Annotated in this window: 17 protein-coding genes; 4 read left to right on the forward strand and 13 right to left on the reverse strand. The window is 54.2% G+C overall.

The features are described 5' to 3' along the window. Nucleotides 1-10 precede the first annotated feature (10 nt). The 6 genes from treY to PanJK_RS21705 all read right to left on the reverse strand — a co-directional run bounded on the left by treY (nt 11) and on the right by PanJK_RS21705 (nt 8,891). The gene (treY, locus tag PanJK_RS21680) at nt 11-2,497 is read right to left on the reverse strand and encodes a malto-oligosyltrehalose synthase (RefSeq protein ID WP_265302856.1); all 2,487 of its coding nucleotides are present in this window, start codon (nt 2,495-2,497) and stop codon (nt 11-13) included. Continuing rightward, nucleotides 2,494-4,278 carry a malto-oligosyltrehalose trehalohydrolase gene (gene treZ, locus PanJK_RS21685; RefSeq protein WP_256698860.1) on the reverse strand — a complete coding sequence of 595 codons (1,785 nt, stop codon included), beginning with the start codon at nt 4,276-4,278 and terminating at the stop codon, nt 2,494-2,496. The genes treY and treZ overlap by 4 nt, the downstream gene beginning before the upstream one ends. A 314-nt stretch (nt 4,279-4,592) precedes the next feature. Next, nucleotides 4,593-5,396, reverse strand: a complete 804-nt coding sequence (locus PanJK_RS21690; RefSeq protein ID WP_265302858.1) for an acyltransferase — start codon at nt 5,394-5,396, stop codon at nt 4,593-4,595. A gap of 125 nt (nt 5,397-5,521) precedes the next feature. Continuing rightward, nucleotides 5,522-6,961, reverse strand: coding sequence for a glycine betaine/L-proline transporter ProP (gene proP / locus PanJK_RS21695; RefSeq protein ID WP_265302860.1), 1,440 nt, complete (start codon nt 6,959-6,961; stop codon nt 5,522-5,524). A gap of 216 nt (nt 6,962-7,177) precedes the next feature. Then, nucleotides 7,178-8,068, reverse strand: a complete 891-nt coding sequence (locus tag PanJK_RS21700) for an oxidoreductase (RefSeq protein WP_265302862.1) — start codon at nt 8,066-8,068, stop codon at nt 7,178-7,180. A 58-nt stretch (nt 8,069-8,126) separates the two neighbouring features. Then, nucleotides 8,127-8,891 (reverse strand): DeoR/GlpR family DNA-binding transcription regulator, encoded by a 765-nt coding sequence (locus PanJK_RS21705; RefSeq protein ID WP_372340046.1) that lies wholly within the window; start codon nt 8,889-8,891, stop codon nt 8,127-8,129. Between the two features lie 114 nt (nt 8,892-9,005). Here PanJK_RS21705 and PanJK_RS21710 point away from each other — a divergent pair, with 114 nt between their 5' ends. After that, nucleotides 9,006-9,365 (forward strand): NUDIX hydrolase, encoded by a 360-nt coding sequence (locus PanJK_RS21710; protein ID WP_179452765.1) that lies wholly within the window; start codon nt 9,006-9,008, stop codon nt 9,363-9,365. Nucleotides 9,366-9,403: 38 nt separating this feature from the next. Here the strand turns inward: PanJK_RS21710 and PanJK_RS21715 are convergent, their stop codons facing one another. Then, nucleotides 9,404-10,150, reverse strand: a complete 747-nt coding sequence (locus PanJK_RS21715; RefSeq protein ID WP_265302869.1) for an SDR family NAD(P)-dependent oxidoreductase — start codon at nt 10,148-10,150, stop codon at nt 9,404-9,406. A gap of 147 nt (nt 10,151-10,297) precedes the next feature. Here PanJK_RS21715 and PanJK_RS21720 point away from each other — a divergent pair, with 147 nt between their 5' ends. After that, complete coding sequence (locus PanJK_RS21720; protein ID WP_256698854.1) at nt 10,298-11,209, forward strand: LysR family transcriptional regulator; 912 nt, start codon at nt 10,298-10,300, stop codon at nt 11,207-11,209. Between the two features lie 30 nt (nt 11,210-11,239). On the opposite strand, the gene PanJK_RS21725 is transcribed toward PanJK_RS21720, so the two are convergent. From PanJK_RS21725 to PanJK_RS21740, 4 genes are all read right to left on the reverse strand, one after another. Continuing rightward, nucleotides 11,240-12,136, reverse strand: a complete 897-nt coding sequence (locus PanJK_RS21725; protein ID WP_265302871.1) for an SDR family oxidoreductase — start codon at nt 12,134-12,136, stop codon at nt 11,240-11,242. A 249-nt stretch (nt 12,137-12,385) separates the two neighbouring features. Beyond that, the gene (locus PanJK_RS21730; protein WP_101761338.1) at nt 12,386-12,538 is read right to left on the reverse strand and encodes a general stress protein; all 153 of its coding nucleotides are present in this window, start codon (nt 12,536-12,538) and stop codon (nt 12,386-12,388) included. Nucleotides 12,539-12,655: 117 nt separating this feature from the next. Further along, on the reverse strand, nt 12,656-13,768 hold the full coding sequence (locus PanJK_RS21735) for an ABC transporter substrate-binding protein (RefSeq protein ID WP_265302874.1): 1,113 nt from the start codon (nt 13,766-13,768) through the stop codon (nt 12,656-12,658). A 37-nt stretch (nt 13,769-13,805) separates the two neighbouring features. Further along, nucleotides 13,806-15,935 (reverse strand): TonB-dependent siderophore receptor, encoded by a 2,130-nt coding sequence (locus PanJK_RS21740; protein ID WP_265302875.1) that lies wholly within the window; start codon nt 15,933-15,935, stop codon nt 13,806-13,808. A 196-nt stretch (nt 15,936-16,131) separates the two neighbouring features. Between PanJK_RS21740 and PanJK_RS21745 the strand changes: the two genes are divergently transcribed. After that, entirely contained in the window at nt 16,132-17,019 is an 888-nt protein-coding gene (locus PanJK_RS21745) for a MurR/RpiR family transcriptional regulator (RefSeq protein WP_265302877.1), read from the forward strand. Nucleotides 17,020-17,021: 2 nt separating this feature from the next. On the opposite strand, the gene PanJK_RS21750 is transcribed toward PanJK_RS21745, so the two are convergent. Beyond that, entirely contained in the window at nt 17,022-17,939 is a 918-nt protein-coding gene (locus PanJK_RS21750; protein ID WP_256698849.1) for a DMT family transporter, read from the reverse strand. Nucleotides 17,940-18,107: 168 nt separating this feature from the next. On the opposite strand from PanJK_RS21750, the gene PanJK_RS21755 reads away from it, so the two are divergent. After that, nucleotides 18,108-19,022 (forward strand): alpha/beta fold hydrolase, encoded by a 915-nt coding sequence (locus PanJK_RS21755; protein ID WP_265302881.1) that lies wholly within the window; start codon nt 18,108-18,110, stop codon nt 19,020-19,022. Nucleotides 19,023-19,774: 752 nt separating this feature from the next. On the opposite strand, the gene PanJK_RS21760 is transcribed toward PanJK_RS21755, so the two are convergent. Further along, entirely contained in the window at nt 19,775-21,946 is a 2,172-nt protein-coding gene (locus tag PanJK_RS21760) for a TonB-dependent siderophore receptor (protein ID WP_265302954.1), read from the reverse strand. Nucleotides 21,947-22,218: the final 272 nt, after the last annotated feature.

Consider the following 22,218-nt stretch of genomic DNA (forward strand, 5'->3'; position numbering starts at 1 on the left):
CGGGTATGTATCAGCTGCTCAGCAGCACTAACGGCGCACTCGAGGCCGCCTCATCCAGCGCGATGTAATCGCCAATCGCCACGCTTGCGCCTGTCCATAAGTTGCGATAGTGGCGATGGGCGAGTGATTCGGTCAGAACCACTTCGGTTTGCGTCCACTGCGCGTTATCGAAACTCAGGCGCGGCAGGATCACCAGCAACGCGTGGTCGCTGTCCTGACGCGCAAAAGCGATGACTTTCTCCTGATGTTCGCCGCTAACCTGCAGCGGCTGATAATCACCCACGCGGAACAGCTGCGGATAATCGCGGCGCAGATGCAGAAGGCGGGCAATGACCTGTTGTTTCAGTTTGCCGCTCAGCCAGTTTTGCGCATCGTTGAAATCGGGAGATTCAGACTCTGCAAGCTGCTGCTCCAGCAGATCAAAGTCCGGCGTGCGGCGGTTGTCGGGATCGACCAGGCTGAAATCCAGCGCTTCGCTGCCCTGATAGATATCCGGCACGCCCGGCGCGGTGAGTTTGATCACCGTTTGCGTCAGGCTGTTGATCAGTCCAGCCTGAATAAACGGCTGCAACGCGTGGCTGAAGTCGCTGAGAAACTGCTGATTGGCCGGTGAAAGCAGATGGCGTGCGTAATCCAACACCGCCTTTTCGTAGGCTTCATTGCTCTCTGCCCAATCGGTGCGCAGCTTGGCTTCGCGTAACGCTTTCTCGACAAAGGGAATAAAGCGTTCTTCAAGTTGGCTGGCATCCTGCGGCTGCAAGGTGGTCGGCCACACGCCGGCTAACGCCTGATACAGCATCCATTCCACCGCCGGTTCCGGTGCGGCGCCATCTTCCAGCTCCACCACCTGCGCCTGATTAATCTGCCGCCAGCGCGTCACGTGTTCCGCCCACAACGCAGGCGCTTCGCTCAGTGTGTACAGCCGCGCACGCGCATCTTCGCCACGCTTGGTGTCGTGGGTTGAAGTGGAAGAGATGCCATCGGGTTGCTGCTGCAGCCGTGTTTGCATCTCGCTGTGGAAATGCGCCAGCGAGAAGGCATGCGGCAGCGGCTCTGCGCCCACTTCATTGATGGCTAACGCGACGTGATTGCGGAAGAACAGCGTGTCTTCAACCGACTTCGCCATCAGCGGTCCGGTCAGTTGCTGGAAGCGTACGCGGAATTCATGCGCATCTTTTTCGCTCTCTTCGGAAACCGCGCCCAGCAGCATCGCCTGCAGCAAACTCAGCACCGTCGGCGACGCGCTGTTTTTCACCCTTTCCAGCACCTGTTGCAGCAGCTCTTCGCCTTCCAGCGGCATGCCATCCTGCTGGCCATAGGTGCGATACACCGGGAAGGCGATGAGGATTTCCCGCAGCGCGACGTGCAGTTCCGCTTCACCGAGGTTGCGATGTTCGGAAACGGCAATCTGCGTCGCCAGCTTGAGTAAACGCGCAAATTCACCGGCGAAATTGCGATCGACCATCAATTCGCGCGCCACGCGCAGTCCACCCTCAACGTCGTTGGGTTGTCCGGTGGTGGCTTCATAGGCCAGATGCAGGGTATCGATCTGCGAATCATCGACCAGCGCGTGCGACAGCGCAGCAATAAATTCGTAGCCGGTGGTGCCGGAAATCGGCCAGTCGGCAGGAATCTGTTCCCCTTCGGCGAGGATCTTTTCCACCGTGATATAGCAATCCGGGCCGGTGGCCTGGCGCAGCTGACGCAAATAGCCTTGCGGATCCGCAAGGCCATCTACGTGATCGACGCGCAGGCCGCTGACCGCGCCCGAGCGCACCAGCTCGAGAATCAGCTGATGGGAATCGGCAAACACCGCTTCATCCTCAACGCGCACGCCGACTAAACCGGTGATCTCAAAGAAACGGCGATAAGAGAGCTCGCTGCGTGCATCGCGCCAGCTCATCAAGCGCCACGGCTGCTGCTCATGCAGCTCGGCAATCGCTTTAGCATCGGTGATCGCCAGCACCTCGTCAGCGCGATCCTGCCAACTGGCGGGCGTCAGCGGGTAAAAGCTGTCGTAATAGGCCAGCGCCGGATGGCCGGTTTCCGGATGCGCTTTAATGCTCAGCTCACCATTTTCCAGCACGTTCTCGAAGCTGTCGCCGAGAAACGGCAGCGTCAGACGGCGCGTCCAGTCAATGTCAAAGTGATTGGCATAGCGGCTGCTCTCGCCATACTCAATCACATCGCGCCACCAGGCATTCTCCAGCGAGGCCGCCATATGGTTTGGCACGATATCGAGAATCAAGCCGATCTCCGCGTCCTGCAACGCTTCAACCAGCCGATTGAAGCCGTCACGCCCGCCAATTGCTGGTTCGATCTCATTGGCATCGGTCACATCGTAACCGTGAGTGGATTCGGCGGTGGCGCTGAAAATCGGCGACGCGTAAAGATGGCTGATGCCAAGGCGTTGCAGATAAGGCACCAGCGCCGCGGCGCGATCAAAGGTCATGCCGTTGCGAAACTGAATGCGGTACGTCGCGGTTGGAATACTCATTTTGTTGCTCCCTGATCCAAACGCACCACAATGGTGTGTTGGGGTAATGCTTCAGTTTCTTGCGGCCAGGCGAAAATCGTGCGGCCTGGCATGGTGGGTAAAGGTTGCGTCTGCTTGCCGATATTCAACGCCAGCGACAGCTCGCCCTGCGGAAAACGCCAGCTGACGGCAACAAAGCCTTCCGCCGTGGCGAGCACCTTGCCACTGTTGCCGCCCGCATCCGCCAGCAGCGGCACGATATGTTGCTGACGCAGCGCCAGCAACTCGCGCGTTAACGCCAGCCAGCTCTGACCCGCCGGCGTTTGCAGCGTATTCCAGTCAAGTTTCGAGCGGATGAAGGTCTGTTCCGCATTAGGATCCGGCACTTCTTGGTCATGCCCGGCGTGACCGGTGAACTCCTTCGCGCGGCCTTCACGTACTGCTTTGGCCAAATCGCCATGGAAATCGGTGAAGAACAGGAAGGGATTGGTTTCGCCATACTCTTCGCCCATAAACAGCAGCGGAATGTGTGGCGATAGCAGCAGCGTCGCCAGCAGCACTTTGGTACGATCGCTGCCCGCTAGGCTGATCAAACGATCGCCCTGCGCGCGGTTACCGACCTGATCATGGTTCTGGATGAAATCGACGAATGCCACTGGCGGCTGGCTGGCGCTCGGTACGCCGCGCCGCTGTCCACTCTGCGGCGACAGTTCACCCTGATAAGCAAAGCCTTCGGTCAGCACGCGCGCCACGCGTTTCTCTGGCACGTCGGCGAAATCCTCGTAATAAGCGTGGGTTTCACCGGTGGCGAATACGTGCACCGCATTGTGGAAATCATCGTTCCACTCGCCAGTAAACAGCGGCGCGTTGCCCTGTTTATCTCGCGGATGCAGGAAGATGACGTTGCGGCAATCTTCAGTGGTGAGATGGATAGGGCGCTCGGGAATGGCCTGACGGATGCGTTCGGCAATCTCAATCAGCGCATGCTTGCTGGAGCTATCTTCAATCTGATCGATGGCATCAAAACGCAGGCCATCCAGATTAAACTCCTGCAGCCAGTAGAGCGGCGCTTCGACGATGTAGCGACGCACCGCATCGACATCATAAGCAATGCCTGCGCCCCACGGCGTCATGCGCTCCTGGTGGAAAAACTCCGGCGCCAGTAGCGGCAGATAGTTGCCTTCCGGGCCAAAGTGGTTGAGCACGATATCCAGCACCACCGACAAACCGTGCGCGTGGGCGGCATCGATAAAGGCTTTGAAATCATCCGGCGATCCGTAAGCCGCATGCGGAGCGTAGAGCAACACGCCGTCGTAGCCCCAACCGCGATTGCCGCCGAACTGCGACACCGGCAGCACTTCCAGTTGCGTGATGCCTAACTCAGCCAGCCAAGGCAATTTGGCTATCGCCGCCTGGAATGTGCCTTCGGGCGTGAAGGTACCGATGTGCATTTCATACACCACCGTTTCATGCCACGGACGACCTTGCCATGCGGTGTGCTGCCAGCGATAGCTTTGCGGATCGATAACCAGTGAAGGGCCGTTGACGTCCGCCTTTTGCGCACGTGCGGCGGGATCGGGCACTACCGTGCCATCGTCCAGCACAAAGTTATACTCTGCGCCGGGCGCTACGCCGCTGACTTGCAGCGCAAACCAACCGTCACCTGCGTCGAGCATGGCTGCGTCGTTATCGGCAAGTCTTAAGGTGATGCGCTGTTGCCCAGGTGCCCAAACACGAAAACGGACGCTGTCATCAGCAAGAATTTCAGCGCCCCAGGATTTTTCAAATGATCTGAATTCCATTCAATTGCCTCGTTTAGCCCACGCAGGGGCAATGGACGACATCAAGCGATTCGCTACTGGCTGAAAACGATAAATAATTTGGGATGAAAGTTAGGTCGGACAACAAATCATAGTCGATATTTTGGCGTTTTCTGGCGTAAGGCAGTGGATTTCAGGCGGGTTTCGGAAATTATCTGTTTGAACGCTGATGTGTCACGCTTCGGTTATCCAGATGGTTGAGCGTATGAATGGCTGTTAGGGCTAAATGGCACCCGATTGCGGCGCGTCGTTTTGCACATTAAGCCGCGCCGTAATGGTATGTAAGTTCTAAAAAATCATCCGTAGAATCGATTTTTAGCATTATTTTTGAGCAGCATTTTAATCAATAATCTGACTTTGTCTGTCGCTTGGGAGGTGGCTTGTAACTGCCGTTCAAAATCGCTGATATCGACGACCTCACCCGTATTTGCAAATGTGTAATGATCGTGATGACAATTATCATTGTTTTTGGTCATTTCTTCTGTCCAGTAATGAACGCATTCGCCAGACCAAAAAATCTCATCTTTGAGTTTTGTCGCCGGGTTGCCGCCCCAACAGCTGTTTGAGGGGATGGTTTTACCCGCCACGAGGCTCATCGCACCCACAATACTGCCCGAGTGAATAACCGAACCTTTCAAAATCATGGCGTTTTGACCGAGCCAGACATGGTCACCAATATAGATACTTTTGGAATGATTAATTCTGGCGTGATCTTCTTGATTAAAGACTAAATGTGGATCGGCGTTACGCATCCATATACCGAGCGAAATACAACAATCATGTCCTATAAAAATGTGCTTCTCTTCGGAAAGAATGAGTGTCAATTTATCATTGATATAGTTATTTCTTCCCAGATAACAGATGGAGTTCGAGTGAATAACGATCGTCACCGGATAGGGGAAATGGCTTGAGCTTAAATACACTATCGAGTTATTCGCATTAAATTCAATGCTTGAATTATGCAACTTAACGCCGGGTTCGCAGATGAAGACATTTCCTGAGCCAGAGAAAACGATTTTACTGTTGATCATTTCAGGGAGTTCACCGAGGAACATATTTCCCTCGAGCGTCGAAAGTGCTTCTTTTTCCGTAATAAACATCGATGATTAAGCCTAATCAAGCATTGTGAGATACCTGAAAAGCGGCGATCAAAGTTCGAAACTTAAGGTGGCACATAAAAAATGCCAGTCAGCGTTAACTGACTGGCATATCGGTTGCTGAGCCGTTAGGCCGATTTATGCTTAACCTTGCGTTTACGCAGCTTATCGAGCAAACGATGCGCTTCTGCTTCCGTCGCCACCGCAGGCGATGAACCTTTCAGCGGTTTACGTGCCGTTTCACTCAAGGTTAATACCGTCAGCAAACCAATAATCCCGGCACCGATCATGTAATACGCCGGCATCAGATTATTGTGCGTGGTATCCACCAGCCATGCAGTGATTAGAGGCGTGGTGCCACCAAACAGTGAAACCGATAAGTTAAAACCAATCGCCAGCGCGCTGTAACGAATATCGGTGACAAACAGCGCCGGTAACGTTGCCGGCATGGTGCCGCTGAAGCAGGTATGCAACAAGCCCAGTATCGCCAATCCGGCAAACACCAGCAGCATGTTGCCAGAACCAATCAGCATGTAGCTCGGGATCGCCAACACAATTAAACCCAGCGCACCCAAACCAATCACCGGGCGGCGGCCAATGCGGTCGGTTAAATGTCCCCACATCAACGTCAGCGGCATCATGATAAACATAATCACCATCACCAACATCAGGCCGGATAATTCACTCATTCCCAGCACACCGGTTAAATAGCTCGGCATGTAGGCAGTCAACATATAGTTGGAGACGTTGAACAGCAGCACCAGACCGATACATTTCAGCAGCGGTTTACGCTGATCGCGCAGCATCTGCCACACGCTCAGGCGCGGTTTGTTGTGCTCCATCTCTTCGCGTTTATCCATGTGATCTTTAAACGCAGGCGTCTCTTCCAGCTTTAAGCGGATATACAAACCGAACAGACCCAACGGCGCAGCGAGGAAGAATGGCACACGCCAGCCCCAATCCATCATGGTTTGATGCGGTAAGAAAGCGATCATCGCGGTGACCAGGCTGGCACCCAGCAAATAGCCGCCCAGCGTCCCGAACTCAAGGAAACTGCCCATAAAGCCGCGCCGCTTATCGGTGGAGTATTCCGCGATAAAGGTGGCGGCACCGCCATATTCACCGCCGGTGGAGAAACCCTGCAATAAGCGCGCGAGCAGCAGAAGAATTGGCGCGGCGATACCAATGCTGGCATAGCTCGGAATCAGACCGATACAGAAGGTACCGATCGACATCATGATCATGGTTAACGCCAACACCTTCTGACGGCCAATGCGATCGCCGAGCGGGCCAAACACCATGCCGCCAATCGGACGCACTAAAAATGCCGCAGCAAAGGTACCGAACGAAGCGATCAACTGCGCGGCAGCGCTGGCATCGGCAAAGAACACCTGACCAATGATCACGGCGAGATAGCTGTAGACGCCGAAATCAAACCACTCCATCGCATTACCCAACGCGGCGGCACTGACCGCGCGTTTGAGTAGTTTGTTGTCGATGACGGTGATGTCATCAACGGTTAAACCACTGGATGTGGCTGAATTATTTGTATCTGTTCCTGTGCTCATATATTCCCCAGGTTAGAAAATGGTGCGATCTCATAGCTTTCGCAGCCGTAATTTCTTCAATGGAAAAGAAAGCTATAAGAGGCAGAAGAAGCGCAAACCCTAGTAAAGATTTCTATATCCCGCAAGTTGGCGGGATAAAACACTACTTCATCTGCAGAAATTAATGATTTTAGGCTGGTGGTCGCCCAAAAGGCGACCTGGAGAGTGTGGGGTAATTCAGCCTGGACCTTCACTACCGGCTGCCAGCAGCGGCACAATCACATCGCTGATCGGTGTGGGAATGCCGCGCGCCCGACCATAACGCTGCACCACGCCGTTACGGATATCCCACTCCAGCGGACGATCGGCCTGGCGATCGGCAAGGATCGAAGTACCTAAATCGCTCGGCGCGCGGTGGAAGCGTTCGACAATTTCCTGCGGCACCTCATCTTTTAACGCGGCACCTTCAGCACGTGCCACCGTTAAGCACTCCTGTAAATACGTCAGCGCCAGCGCGGTTATGTCTTCGCGCTGGAACATGCCCGCACGACGATTCGACAGCACCATCAAACCGGCAACTGCGTTTTGCAGCAGCTTGCGCCAGGCGATGGTAAGAAAATCGGCAGAGAGATCGACTGCGCAGCGCGTGTCTTTTAAGGCCGTAACCACACGTTCAGCCTGCGGGGTTTCTGGCAGCGTCAGGCGCGGTTTTTCGCGCAGCCAAACCGAAGCATCCGGTTCGCGCTGGGCCGGGAACCATACCACCGACGGCAGCACGGTTGCGCCATTGACGTAAGGCGCGAGTTGGCTTTTCTGCTCAACGCCATTTTGCAGCGCGCACACCACGGTATTTTCATTGCACAGCGCTGCTAACCACGGCGCGGTGTCTTCAACCTGGGTGGTTTTCACCGCCACAAACACCAGATCGAACGGCTGCGCGATCTCGGCGGGATTAGTGAGCACCGGGCCGGGAACGATAATGTTGCCGCTGTCGTGACGCAGTTCCAGCTGCGGATGTGCGGTACGCCCGCAAATCGTTGGCGTGCGTCCAACTTCATGCAGCGCCGCCGCGATAGTAGTGCCAATCGCGCCTGGTCCAATAAGGGCGATGGTGGGATTCTCAGACATCTTTAAGCTCCTGATTATCAAGTGGCAGATCGTCTCTTCAGCAGCGAAGCATAGCCGGTTACAGCACGGTTATGTGCTTTTTCCGCAGCAGTTGGCACATTTCGTCATCGGGTTGAGTATCAACAATCAACGTACTCGCCAGAGACAGCTCGCCGATGGCAAACGCCGAGGCGGAATTCAGTTTCTCATTCGATACCATCACCACGGTTTCAGCCGCGCGTGCGGAAAGCGCGCGTTTCACACTGGCTTCTTCGTAATTGCCGGTGGTTAATCCTGCGGTTTTGTGTACGCCGGTCACGCCCATGAAGAACAGATCGGCATTAATCCGTGCAATCGCTTCCAGCACCGCCGCACCCACCGCAACCACCGAATGGCGATACAGCAAGCCGCCAATCATGATCACTTCAACCAGCGGATAATCCACCAGCGCCACGGCAATGCTTGGACTGTGCGTCACCACGGTAAAGGCAAGATCCGACGGCAGCAGCTTCACCATCTCGGCGGTGGTGGTACCGCCATCAATAATCACCACTTGTCCGGGCTGGATCAGCTTTACCGCTTTCTGCGCGATAAGACGCTTGGAGCTGATCTGCACGCTTTTGCGTGTTTCAAACGGTGCGATAGCCGCAGAAACCGGCAGCGCCCCGCCGTGCACCCGTTGCAGTAAACCTTCGGCGGCTAACTCACGCAGATCGCGGCGAATCGAGTCCTCCGATACCGCAAAACGCTGGCTCAGCTCGCTCGACATCACCTGTTTTTCCTCGAACAGAATGGCGAGGATTTGCTGTTTACGTTGACTGGAGAGCATTATTTTCTCATTCATGTTTTTGCTTGTATCTGCACGATTATGCATGCTAGCGTAGATTTTGTCATCAAACGTCGGGCGAAACGCGCAAAAAAACGCTTGCCCTAAACATCGAATCTCTGGAGAAGCCCAATGTTAATTCTTATCGCAGGACCGGTACGCAGCGGCACCAACGGCAATGAAGTGTTAATTCATGAAAATATTAAGAAATTAGATCAGATTGCTCTGCAGGTCTACCAGCGCGGACATACGCCGGTGATTGGTGAATGGCTGGCGTTGCCACTGGCAAGCGCGGCCGGTTCGCAGAAGATTGGCGATGAAATCAGTGAATCATTTCTCTATCCGGTAGCGCATCGCTTGATTCATTGTTGCGATGCGATCTTGCGCATTCCAGGTGCTTCACAGGGTGCGGATAACGATGTGCGGATTGGCAAGGAAAGGGGGATCGCGATCTTTACCCAGTTGGATGAGATTCCGGTGGTTGAGGCGTAGAAAAGGCGTGGTCGCCATTTATGGCGACCTGCTACGCGTTACACCTGTGCCATACCGCCATCAACAAACAGTTCGGCAGCATTAATAAAGCTGGATGCATCGGACGCCAAAAACGCCACCACTTTACCAATCTCACCCGGTTCGCCGAGGCGACCCAACGGTACCTGCGCTGCTAGCGCATCAAACAATCCCTGACGCTGATCTTCGGATACTAAATCACCTAAACCTGGCGTGCGCACCGGGCCGGGGCTGACCACGTTGACGCGAATACCGCGATCTTTCACATCCAGCGCCCATGAGCGGGCAAAGTTACGCACTGCGGCTTTACTGGCGCTATATACGCTAAATCCGGCGGTGCCCTGAACCGATGTGGTTGAAGAAGTAAGAATCACCGATGCGTTGTCGCTCAGCAGCGGCAGCGCTTTCTGCACGGTGAACAGCACGCCGCGCACGTTGGTACCAAAGATACGGTCGAAATGCTCTTCGGTGATGGCGCCGAGCGGCAGCATGTCGCCGCCACCGGCGTTGGCGAACAGGATATCGAGGCGGCCGGCTTGTTTAGCGATTTCCGCATAGACGTTGTCGAGGTCGCTCAGCACCGAAGCATCAGCGCGAATACCGCTGGCGCTGGCACCGATGCTGGCAACTGCCGCATCAAGTTCCGCCTGACGACGACCGGTGATAAACACGCGTGCGCCTTGTGCCGCCAACTCCTGCGCGGATGCCAGCCCAATGCCGGTTGTGCCGCCGGTTACCAATGCGATTTTACCGTTGAGTGCGTTCATGTTTGCTTCTCCAATGTGTAATGAGGTTTTGATGACTGCGATGCAGTGCATGAGAAGCAATCTAACGTCACGGCGTTTACTGATAAATGGTGTAAAATCGAAATGACTATTCCTGTGTGTGGATAATTGAATGCAACGGAAAACAGCATGGATCAGTTAATGGCGATCAAGGCGTTTGCGCGCGTAGTCGAAGCGGGCAACTTTACGCGTGCGGCTGATTCACTCGACATGCCCAACGCCACGTTGAGCAAACTGGTGCAGGAACTGGAAGCGCATCTCGGCATTCGCTTGCTGCAACGCACCACGCGGCGCGTGACGGTGACGCCGGAAGGGCGCGATTACTATGAAAAAGCACTGCGCATCGTGCGGGATTTGGAAGATATCGATCACTCGTTCAATGCGGAAAGCGCCAAACCTGGCGGCTATCTGCGCATCGATATTGGCGGATCAACCGCGCGTGATGTGTTGATTCCGGCGCTGCCTGATTTCATCGCCCGCTATCCGGACATCCGTATCGATCTTGGCGTTGCGGACCGCGCGGTGGATTTGATCAGCGGTAATGTCGATTGCGTGATTCGCGGCGGTCCGCTCAGCGATTCGTCGCTAGTGGCGCGACATCTGGGGGATGCGGAGATGATTACCTGCGCCGCGCCGGGCTATCTGAAAACCTACGGCGTGCCAGCTTATCCGCAGGAGCTGAAAAATGGTCATCGCATGGTCAGCTATCTGTCGCCGCAAAGCGGCAGGGCGTTCCCGTTTCGTTTTACGCAAGGCGCCGAGCAGCTGGAGATTAAGAGCGAGCATCGGATCGGCGTTAACGAAAGTAACGCACATCTGGCGGCAGCGGTTGCGGGATTAGGGATTATTCAGACTTTCCGCTACGCAGCGGCGGCCGATTTACAGACGGGAAAATTGGTCGAGATTCTTGCGGCGTGGCGTCCGGCGAATTATCCGTTTCATGTGGTGTATCCGCAGAACCGCCATCTTACGCAGCGGTTGCGGGTGTTTATTGAGTGGCTGAGGGACGTGTTTCCAGAGCGGTTGAACGGGACAATGTAGGGTCACCATTCATGGCGACCCCACGGATAATTACAGCGTGCCGGTGCCGCCGTCGGAGCACCAAACCTGGCCGGAAGTGAAGCTGTTTTTCACATCGGCAAAGGTGACGTAGAGCGGGGCAATTTCAGCCGGTTGTCCCGGACGGCCCAGTGGGGCGGATGCACCAAACTTCTCCACTTTCTCTTGCGGCTGTCCGCCACTTACCTGCAGCGCGGTCCAGTAGGGACCAGGCGCAACGGCATTAACGCGAATCTGCTCTTTACCCAGCTGTTTTGCCAACGCTTTGGTGAAGGCGACAATCGAGGCTTTGGTCTGCGCATAATCCAGCAATATCGCACTCGGATCATAAGCCTGCACTGAAGAGGTATTGATGATGGAGGAACCCGCTGGCAGATATTTCAGCGCCGCTTTGGTAATCCAGAACATTGCATAGACGTTGGTTTTGAAGGTGGCGTCAAAGTCTTCAGTGGAAAGCGTGCGGATCGATTCGTTGAACTGCTGACGTCCGGCATTATTCACCAGAATATCCAATCCGCCCAACTGGTCAGCGGCCTGATCGACCAGCTTCTGGCAGAACGCTTCGGAACGAATGTCGCCCGGAATCGCCACCGCTTTGCGGCCTTCGGCTTCAATCAGTTTCACCACTTCTGCCGCATCGGCTTCTTCTTCCGGCAGGAAGTTAATGGCTACATCGGCACCTTCACGGGCATAAGCAATGGCCACGGCGCGACCAATACCGGAATCGCCGCCGGTGATAAGCGCTTTACGGCCGGTCAATCTGCCGGTACCACGATAGCTGGTTTCACCATGATCGGGACGGGGATCCATTTTGCTCGCCAAACCCGGCATCGGTTGCGTCTGCTTTTTAAAAGGCGGAACCGGATACGCTTCAGTAATTAAGGTTTTTTTGGTGGCTTGCGTTGTCATATATATCTCCTTGTCGCATGAAGTGAATAAATTAAGCCTGGCATAAATGTGATGTTTGTCACGTTAAAAAGTGAGCAATCAGATTTATTAAGACGAAACGGCAAGATCAGGGTGCTATTAATGGAAGGCAGTTACGTAAGGTTATTAACGGTATTTATTTCAGAAGGATAAAAGTGATGGGATAATTCTGAGGGCGTCCGTGCCCAGGCGGGTTTCCAGGGTGTTATGTACTATTTAAAACGTGGTCGGCTACTTCTTGCCGCCTTTCTTACCAGCTTCTGATGCTTTAGCGGGATCGTCTTTGAAACTCCCTCCGCTTTTTTCTCCGCCTTTTTTACCGGCTTCTGATGCTTTCTTTTTATCGTCAGCAAAATTGCCAGAACCGCCTCTATGCTCAGCCATAAAACATCCTCTCGTGAGTTGTTGTTGCATGGCGGAAATAACTGCTTCAACGCCATGCCCGTGCTGCAAATTTAAGATTAGCGAGCTTCAGATTAATCACAAGCGGAGCGGAAGTGATTATCTATCGTTCACCGGCGGGATGTTAATAAAATAAGTACCGCTATAGGGAATCGGTAAGAAATCATGGAAAATCTGCTTTAAGGTCTTTTCAGGTTCTACGTCCGCAAATAGCTGCGGATAGAGTGACTTAGCCATAAATTCTGCCGCCGCGATGTGCCACGGGCTGAGGTAAAAGTTCATCCAGATCACCGCCGAGTGACCATTTTTCAATGCAGATAATTCACGTAAACCCTTTTGCTGCGCCGTCAGCTGTTCAAAACTGCTGATCACGGTTTCTGGCGCCACGTCTGGCCCTAATTTCAGCAAGCCCTGCGAGGCATTATCGCCAAAACCGGTGGCAAAATAGTACTGCGGTCGTGCGGCAATCACGCTTTCTTCACTCAGGCGTCCAAACACGCCGTGCTGCGTTTTATTGGCGATGTTGTCGCCGCCCGCCGCGTTGAGTAATTCGCCGAGGCTGCCGTTGATTGCCGTCACGCAGCACTCGTTACGGCGTCCGAGATGCAGTTGCAGCAGCACCGAAGGCTTTGCACCCTGATACGTGGCTAAGCGTTCACGAATCACCTGCATATGCTGATCGTAAAATTGATTGAACGCCTGCGCGCGCGCTTGCTGATTCAGCACTTCACCAAAAATTTCCACGCTGCGGCGGGTGTTTTTCAGCAGATGCACACGCAAATCGATCTTCACCACCGGGATATGTGCCGCCTTCAGCATGGTGACCAAACGTAAGTCGGCATCATCGTAGCGCGCCAGGCTCGGTAAAATCACCACGTCCGGCTTCAGTGCCAGAATCTGCTCGGGATTGATGGCGTTGGGCCCGCCGGAACCGAGCGACGGGATTTTCAGCATCTGCGGAAACTGGCGGGCAAAACTGTTCCAGGTTTGGCTGTCGTATTTTTTCAGATCCTGCGGCCACGCCACAATATGCTGAAACGGATCGCCCGGTTCGAGCAACGCCAGCGTATACAGCATGCGGCTTTCGCCCAGCACGATACGCTGTGGACGATCGGGGATCTCAACGCGAGTGCCGTCAATATCGGTGATGGTTTTCGCCCACGCCGCGCTACTTATTAGAACCAGGAAACCAGCCAAAATCCTGGCGAGCAAGGAAGGCGCACGTCGAGCGCCTGGGGTAAATATCGAATCAGAATTCAACGCTGGCCTCGAGCATCAGGTTGCGGGTTTCTCCTTCACGCACGCGCAGATTGCCGCCGCTGGAGGTGTAATAGTGCTTATTAAACAGGTTGTTCAGATTGAGTTTCAGTTGGGTTTTCTCACCGAACAAATGGTTGTTCCAGGCGATAAAGCTGTCCGCCACCACATAATCGGGCATGTTAAAACTGTTTTCCGGATCGCCTGCGCGCGTTCCCACATAGCGCGCGCCGCCGCCCACACGGAAATCGCCCGGCACGCCGGAGATCGCCAGATTATGACTAAGATAGAGCGCGCCAGCGTGGCGGGGCGCGTTTTGCAAACGGTTACCGTTGTTAGCCGCGTTAACGCCATCATCAACAATCTCCGCTTTGTCATAGCTGTAGTTGGCGCTGAGATCCCAGCCCGGCAGCACTTCGCCATTTAACTCAAATTCCGCGCCGCTGGATCGGGCTTTATTGATGGCGCGCGTAGTGCCGTTAATGCTCAGCGACATATCGCGCTCGTCAATGCGATACAGCGCCACGCTGGCAAAAAGCTTCGGTGAAATCTGCCATTTGCTGCCCACTTCCCATGTGGTGCCCTGTTCCGGTTTTCCGACGTTGCCGTCATCATCCACATCGGTCGATGGTGTGAAGGATTTACTCACGCTGGTGTAGAGCGAAACGTCCGGCGTCACTTTGAAGATCAAACCAGCCTGCGGCAGGAATTTGTTGCCATCGCTGTCCAGCGTTTGCACCACCGGATCGAAGCCTTTCGATGCGCGCTGCTCGTAATGCTGATAGCGCCCGCCAAGCACCGCAATCCAGTTATCCGTCAAACTGATGCTGTCTTTGGCATAGATGGAACGGCTGTGCGTGCGATTGAGGTTATTAGCGTTGGCGGTGTTTTCGGTGCTGCTGTTGGTGATTGGCGACAAAATATCATACTGCGGATTGTTGAAGTTAAAACCGGTGTTGGCTTTGCCTTGATACTGATGCGCGCGATAGGTTTGGATCATCTCGTAATCGGTACCCAAAACCACATCGTGCGTCATGCCGAAAACTTGCTGTGAGCCGATCAAGTCCCAGGAAACGTATTTGGTTTTATGGTTGAAGCCGCGATTGGCATCGGCGCGACGCGTCACCACGCCGGTGTTGGGATTGACTGCGGTAACGCGCACTTCATTGTTATCGTATTGGCGCTGGTTCCAGCCGAGGGTAACGCGCGTGCTCCAGTCGTCATTAAACTGCCAGTCATAATGGGCGTTGAGGGTTTTGTTGTGGCCCCACGCATGGTTGGCTTTGTCATCCAGGCGATCTTTGTAACCAATATCAATCGGTTTGCCGCTGATAAATGCGGTGCCGCGATCGTAAGGAATGTCGTATTGATAATCAGAATAGCTAATCAGGAAGCTGGCTTGCTCACCAAACCACTGCAGCGAAGGCGCGATCAGCGTGTGCTTTTCACTGCCAAAATTGCGCCAGTAATCCTGATTCTGTTTTTCCGCAATCAGGCGGAAGGCGAAGCCGTTGCCGAGCGGCCCAGTGATATCCACGGTGCCCGCGCCGCCGCCTTCACTGGAGGTTCTGCCGCTGACTTTGGTGTGCCATACATACTGCGGCTTCTTGCTTATCACATTGATTACGCCACCCGGATTTTGAATGCCGTACAGCAACGATGCTGAGCCTTTCAGCACTTCCACGCGCTCGGTGGTGGCATCAAAGTTCAAACCCTGGCTGCTGCGCACCCCATCGCGATAGATCGAACCATCCGAATTGCTGCCAAAGCCGCGACGTACAAAGCCATCTTCGGTGCCGGCCAGCGTGTTGCCTTCCGTCACGCCGCTGACAAAGCGCATTGCATCGGTAAGACTCGACGCCTGAAAGTCTTCAAGTTGCTGCTGCGTCACCACGCTGACTGACTGCGCCTGGTTAATACGCGGCGTAGACGTTTTACTGCCGACCGAACTATTAGTGACGTTGTCACCTTGTGCGTTCTCTTCCTGCGCTGAAACGGTGAGCGTGCTGCTTTCCTCAGCGGCAAAACTGCTGGCGGAACTCCAAAGGCTAACGCCGTAAATCGCAGCAAGGATGGCTGGATGGCGTTGGGATTTAAAAGTGAAGGGCTTGTTGTTATTCATTCATCATTAACCTGGTTCAATGCAATTGAGAATCATTCAACCATGTTGTAATGTAGTAGTAAATGGAAATAATTTCGAATCTATTACACTTTTATTGGTATAAATTCATTGTCTTACATATTTTATTCTTGGTAGTAATTGCATAATTCACTACAAACCTTCAGTAATAATCTCACTCTTAAAGAGCAACCAGCAGATGAGCAGAAATAGCAGTAAAAGTCGTGTGGATGTTCTGGGTGAACGCTATCGATCGCGCGCGCCGACATTATCATCTAGCCTGCAAGCGGTGGCGCGTTACATCCATGACCACCGCGAAGTGGTTTTGGATGCCACGGCGATGGAAATTGCCGACGCCACCCACACCTCGGATGCCACTGTAGTTCGTGCGGTGCAGGCATTAGGTTTTGCCGGTTTGCGCGATTTGAAAACCACGCTGACCGCCTGGTTTGGCCCGGCGATGAATTCTGAAGAGAAGATGAGCGCCACCGTGGGCGAACTCTCGTGTGATATCAATTCGGGCATCGATTTTGTGCTGAGCGGCCATAAACGCGCCTGCGATGCGTTATCTGAACCGCACAATCGGGAAGCGGTCGCCAAAGCGGTAACACATCTTATAGATGCGCGTCAGGTAGCGCTGTTTGGCATCAATGCTTCGGGGATTTTGGCGGATTACAGTGCGCGTTTGTTCACGCGTATTGGGATTCCGGCGGTGACGCTCAATCGCTCCGGTATTGCGCTGGCGGAACAGTTGATTGGGCTGCAGCGTGGTGATGTGCTGATTATGATGGCGCAGAAGTCGGCGCACCGTGAAGGCATCACCGCACTGAAAGAGGCGAAACGTCTTGGCATGCCGGTGATTTTGCTGACTAATGCGCTGGATTCAGCTTTCGCTAAACAGGCGGATGTGATTATCAACGTGCCGCGCGGCGGCGAGAATGGTCGCATGCCGCTGCACGGAACGGTGCTGGTGTGTCTGGAGATGCTGATTTTGTCGGTGGCTTCCGCGACCTCATCGCGTACGGTGAAAACCATGAAGCGTATTCAGGACCTCAATCGATCGCTGAAGCCATCCGGCAAAAAGTAAGGCTATTTGCTGGCGCTGTTGTTTACAGCGGCGCGTTTGCCGAAGCCGTTGCTGGTGACCAGCCATACCGCGCAGACAATCAGCAGCGAACCGCTAATAAAGCCCTGATTGATCTCTTCACCCAGCACTAACCAGCCCCATAAAATGCCAAACGGCGGGATCATAAATGTCACGGTCAGCGTGCGCAGCGGACCAATATCGGCGAGCAGGCGAAAGTAGATGATGTAAGCCAGCGCGGTGCAGATAAACCCAATCGCCAGAATGCTGGCCCAGACTTCAGGAATTTGCCAACTTGCCGCTGACGTTTGCGGTGCGCTAAAAGCAAAGATCGGCAGCAGAAAGACTGACGCGCCAAGTTGGGAACCAAAGGCGACTTTGGTGGCATCAAGACCGCCACGTGCACCGATCCAGCGCTTGGTCAGGAAACCGGCAAAACCATAACAGGCGGTAGCGATCAAACAGGCTAATATTCCGCCAATTAACGTGCTGCTGAGATGCGCTTCTCCGGTGGTACTGATGACAATAATTCCACTGAATCCGGCGATCATGCCGATAACTTTATTAACTGTTAGCTTTTCGTCGAAGAAGGCCGCGCCAATAATCACACCCATCAACGGCGTAGTGGCGTTGAGAATCGCCGAATAACCCGCCGGCAACACGCGTGCCGCGAGGCAGTACATCAGGAATGGAATCGCCGAGTTGATAACGCCCAGCAACATCGCCCAGCCCAATTTGCCGTTAAAGCGGCGCGGAATGCGCATCACCGCCATGATGATCAGTAAACCCAACATGCCGCAGAATACGCGTAAAAATGCGGTATTCACCGCGCCCAGCGCCGGAACCGCAATGCGCATAAACAGAAAACTGGCACCCCAAATCGCCGCTAAAATTAACAGCCGCAACAGATCCGATGTTCGCATAGGTTTCACAATTGTTAAGAAAGAGTCGCGCACAGAATAGCAAACAACCCACTCCGTAGGGTCTCCATTAATGGCGACCGATGTCGCTGTGCAGAAAATTTTTCTTATGTTGTGATCATCAGGTAGTATTTAGGAATTGATCATTTCCTAAATATGCGGAGAGCGAAAATGCCAGCATCAGTTATCAAGCACGCGCCGGGCTGGACGCAGCCATTCAACGCGTTAGACGGATTTTCCCATCATTACGCCACCGTTGACGGCGTGCGTTTGCATTACGTCAGCGGCGGCAATGCCAACGGGGATTCATTACTTTTACTGGCAGGATTTCCACAAAGCTGGTTTGCCTGGCGGCAGGTGATGGCGCTGCTGAGCGATCGCTATTTCATTATCGCGCCAGATTTACCCGGCCAGGGCGACTCGGACAAACCGCTCAGCGGCTACGACACCACATCGCTGGCGCAGAAAGTGCAGGGCTTGATGCAGCAGTTAGGGCATACAAGCTATTACCTCGCTGCGCATGATGTCGGCGCGTGGGTTGCCTGGCCGTATGCCACGTTGTTTAGCGATCAGGTAAAAAAGCTGGCGCTGCTCGATGCCGGCATTCCTGGTGTCACTTTGCCAGAATCGCTGCCCGCCACGCCGGATAAAGCGTGGAAAACCTGGCATTTCGCGTTTCATCTCTTACCGGATTTGCCGGAAGCACTTATAGAAGGGCGCGAAGCAATCTACCTGGAATGGTTCCTGAAACGCAAAGCGGCCAGCCCGATGGTGTTTGGCGATGAAGACATGGCGGAATATACCCGTTTGTTACAGCAGAAGGGCGCAATACGCGCCGGAATGGCCACTTATCGTGAAGTGACGATTTCGGCGGCGCAAAACCGAACGTTGCTTCGTGAACGCGGTAAATTAGCCTTGCCGTTACTGGCGATCAGCGCCGATCAGGGTTCGATTCCGGATATGGCGTTGCCGTTGCGCGAGTTCGCGGCGGATGTGACGGGAATTAAAATAGCGCACTGCGGTCACTTCATCCCGGATGAGCAACCGCAGGCGCTGGCCGATGCGCTGCACGAGTTTTTTAATTAAACGTAGGGTCGCCATTCATGGCGTAATACCGCTCAATTAAGCGCGGAGCGACTTTCGTTCGCCCTATGCTGAGGCAGTTGCAGCACCCTCGTGCGGCGATCGAGCAGAGGACGCCTGGCCGCGCCCTCTGCACTCCCGGGCCCTGCGCCAGCCCAACCCGCCGCTGCGCGGTACCTTCACTCATTCACGATTCCTGACGGACCGGTGGCGATTCGCTCCTGCTCAGCGCCACCTCTCGCCGCATCCATGCGGCTCGCCCTGGAATCCCTCATTCGCTCAGCGGGTTAGGATGTCGCCTCAACACCCGCGCTGCAGCAACTGTGCATTTTCCTGATTCACCATCGCTACAAACCCCGTAGGGTCGCCATTCATGGCGACCTGGTGCGCATGAATGCGCACCCTACGAAAAACCAATCCAGGCACCGTCATCACAGGCGGCGGTGTTGGGCGCCATCCGCAGTGCCGAACGCAGAGTGACGGCCAGGATGAGCCGACAGGACGTCGGCGAAAGCGCGGCATGAGCCATGAAGGCGAATCCGCGTGGTCCGTCAGGACGGAGCGATAAGCGAGGGAACAGCGAGGAAGGCGCAAGGCGCGGATTGCTAAGGTCCGCGCCTTCGGACCTTAGCCCGGCCGCTTACTTCTAGTATTCTGAAACTGCCAGATGCTTAGCGGTCGGAACTTCTGCGATGCCAGTACACTGCTTATCTGACAAGCATTACGCCATTTATGGCGACCAAAACCCAGCTCAATCAAAACGACATCGTCACACCGGCATAATATGCTCGGCCCGGCTCGTTATAGGTCGACGCACCTGAATTCTCGCGGTAAATGCGTTTATCAAACAGGTTGTTGATACCGGCATTGGCGCGCAGGTTTTTACTGATGTCGTAATTGACGTTCAAACCAAACACCGAATACGGGCTGATTTCCTGCGTTGTCATGTTCGAGGTATCGATATTGGTCTCTGCATTTTGACGCGGTTTCTGGCGGCCATACTGCGTCCAGTTGATGTTGGCGCTGAGATCCTGCGTCGCTTGCCACTCCAGCTGCGAGTTGATGGTGAATTCCGGGATCACGGACAGCGGATTGCCGGTTTCCTTACTTTCGGAGCGGAACATGTAGGTAGCGTTGGAGCGCCATTCCAGCGTATCGGCAATTAAAGGAATGGTCAGATTACCTTCCAGGCCTTCCACAATTGCTTTTCCGCCGTTTTCCCAGCGCAATACGTTATAAACCGGGCGCGTGCTGGAATACACCGGCTCGGTGCCCGACACAATTTTGTTTTTGTAGTCATTGCGGAACCAGGTGATGCCCGCGACGTAGCCTTCGTTGCTGAATTCCAGACCAATCTCTTTGTTGACGCTGGTTTCGGCATCGAGATCGTCGTTACCCAGCAGATAACATTGGCTGAGACCAATCGGGCAGCCGTTGCCACGCGTCGAGAGCAGATAACCCGGCGTTGACTGATAGAGGTTCGGCGCTTTAAACACCCGCGCAATACCGGCTTTCAGGGTGAAGTAGTCGCCTAACCCTTGTGAAACGTTCAGGCTTGGGCTCCAGTTGGCACCAAACTGATCGTGATAATCAAAGCGCAGGCCTGGGATCACTTCGGTGGTATCGGTGGCAGCAATGTTGTCTTCGAAGAACAGAGAACTGATGGTAGCGCTGTTCTTACTGCTGCGCTGCGACGGATCGCCAGAGCTGCCTGGCAGATTGACGCCGCTCGCGTTGGACGCCAGCATTGATGCCGGATCGTTCAGCTCGTCGCGGTTCCACTCCGCGCCCAGCGTCACGGTTTGATCAACCAGCAGCTGCAACGGGAAGTTGATCTCTCCGCCCGCGCGATAGCTTTCCAAACGGCTGGTAGCGTACGTATCGCTGTTGATCATCCCTTCGGTACGACCAGCAGTGCCTTCCTGCAGACGCGTGTTATTGGTTTTCTCGTAGTTGAAGTTGAGCTTCGAGGTTCCCCAATCCCAGATTCCGTTGTGCGCAATGCCGTAGGTTTGGCGATACATGCGGTTCGTTTCATCGCCGTACAGCGATTCGACTAAACCGTCGGTGCTGGCGTTGCTGTTACTGTTTTGCGTATCACCGGCGTAAATGTTGCCCTGACGGCTGTAGCCGTAAGAGAAGTCGACAATTTGTAGCGGCGTGATTTTCCACGACAGCACGGTATTGATGTCTTTATTGCGCACGCCTTCACGGCCCGCCGCGTAAGAACCGTTTTCGGCGGTGTTGATATCGAACGCATCGGCATCGGTACGGTTAATATTGCCGTACAGACGCATGGTCAAGGCATCACCGGCCAGCGGGCCGCTGAGATTGAAGTTAGCGCGTCGCGTATCGCCTTCTTTATCGTTTTCCGGCTGGCTGGTGTAGAGCGACAGCGAGCCGTGCCAGTCATTGGTTGGACGCTTGGTAATGATATTCACCACGCCGCCTGCCGCGCCAGAACCGTAACGTGCAGCGGCTGGGCCACGAATCACTTCAATGCGCTCCACCATTTCCGCTGGCACCCAATTGGTATCGCCACGTGAATCACGCTCGCCGCGCCAGCTGTAACGCACTGAGTTACGTGAAGAAACCGGCACGCCGTCGATCATTATCAAGGTGTTTTCCGGGCCCATGCCACGGATATCAATTTGACGATTATTGCCGCGGCTGCCGCTGGCACCGTTACCGGTGAGGTTTACGCCGGGCATTTTGCGGATGATGTCGGAGAGATCGTTAACAGGGGGATTTTTCTTGATGTCTTCAGCCGTAATGGTGGACACGCCCGGTTGCTGTTTGAGCTCCTGCTCGGCGGTGACGATCATTGATTCGTCGTCAGCCAGCTTTTCTGTGGTTTCAGCTGCAAAGGCTGGCGACGTTAGCATTCCCGCTAAAAAAAGCGCAATTGGACGCTTTTTGCCACGCATGGTTACATTCACTTAAGTTTTCTCCCTGTTAAGTTAACAATTGTAAGTAAATGCGCATGATAATGATAACGTTTCTCATTGTCTATTCAGCGAGACGGCAACAAGCCTGACAATACAAACCTTTACAAAGGATTTTCCGTTGCGGGGTACGCGTTGCGGGGAAGGGAACGCCTAAATTGCTTAGATGAATCCGTTATGAGTAAGAAGAAATGTATCGATGAATATTGGATAAGCAGGCTATTGATTCATTAGCAAATTCTGAATTCTGTTGA

The sequence above is a fragment of the Pantoea sp. JK genome (assembly GCF_026130245.1).
Classification (GTDB): Bacteria; Pseudomonadota; Gammaproteobacteria; order Enterobacterales; family Enterobacteriaceae; genus Pantoea; species Pantoea trifolii.

Bases quoted from the DNA above. Each gene is read 5' to 3' on its own strand.
- PanJK_RS21755 (WP_265302881.1), top strand. From the start codon at position 18,108: ATGCCAGCATCAGTTATCAAGCACGCGCCGGGCTGGACGCAGCCATTC.
- PanJK_RS21715 (WP_265302869.1), bottom strand. From the start codon at position 10,150: ATGAACGCACTCAACGGTAAAATCGCATTGGTAACCGGCGGCACAACC.
- PanJK_RS21710 (WP_179452765.1), top strand. From the start codon at position 9,006: ATGTTAATTCTTATCGCAGGACCGGTACGCAGCGGCACCAACGGCAAT.
- PanJK_RS21760 (WP_265302954.1), bottom strand. From the start codon at position 21,946: ATGCGTGGCAAAAAGCGTCCAATTGCGCTTTTTTTAGCGGGAATGCTA.
- proP (WP_265302860.1), bottom strand. From the start codon at position 6,961: ATGAGCACAGGAACAGATACAAATAATTCAGCCACATCCAGTGGTTTA.
- PanJK_RS21705 (WP_372340046.1), bottom strand. From the start codon at position 8,891: ATGAATGAGAAAATAATGCTCTCCAGTCAACGTAAACAGCAAATCCTC.
- treZ (WP_256698860.1), bottom strand. From the start codon at position 4,278: ATGGAATTCAGATCATTTGAAAAATCCTGGGGCGCTGAAATTCTTGCT.
- PanJK_RS21690 (WP_265302858.1), bottom strand. From the start codon at position 5,396: ATGTTTATTACGGAAAAAGAAGCACTTTCGACGCTCGAGGGAAATATG.
- PanJK_RS21720 (WP_256698854.1), top strand. From the start codon at position 10,298: ATGGATCAGTTAATGGCGATCAAGGCGTTTGCGCGCGTAGTCGAAGCG.
- treY (WP_265302856.1), bottom strand. From the start codon at position 2,497: ATGAGTATTCCAACCGCGACGTACCGCATTCAGTTTCGCAACGGCATG.
- PanJK_RS21740 (WP_265302875.1), bottom strand. From the start codon at position 15,935: ATGAATAACAACAAGCCCTTCACTTTTAAATCCCAACGCCATCCAGCC.
- PanJK_RS21750 (WP_256698849.1), bottom strand. From the start codon at position 17,939: ATGCGAACATCGGATCTGTTGCGGCTGTTAATTTTAGCGGCGATTTGG.
- PanJK_RS21725 (WP_265302871.1), bottom strand. From the start codon at position 12,136: ATGACAACGCAAGCCACCAAAAAAACCTTAATTACTGAAGCGTATCCG.
- PanJK_RS21700 (WP_265302862.1), bottom strand. From the start codon at position 8,068: ATGTCTGAGAATCCCACCATCGCCCTTATTGGACCAGGCGCGATTGGC.
- PanJK_RS21730 (WP_101761338.1), bottom strand. From the start codon at position 12,538: ATGGCTGAGCATAGAGGCGGTTCTGGCAATTTTGCTGACGATAAAAAG.
- PanJK_RS21745 (WP_265302877.1), top strand. From the start codon at position 16,132: ATGAGCAGAAATAGCAGTAAAAGTCGTGTGGATGTTCTGGGTGAACGC.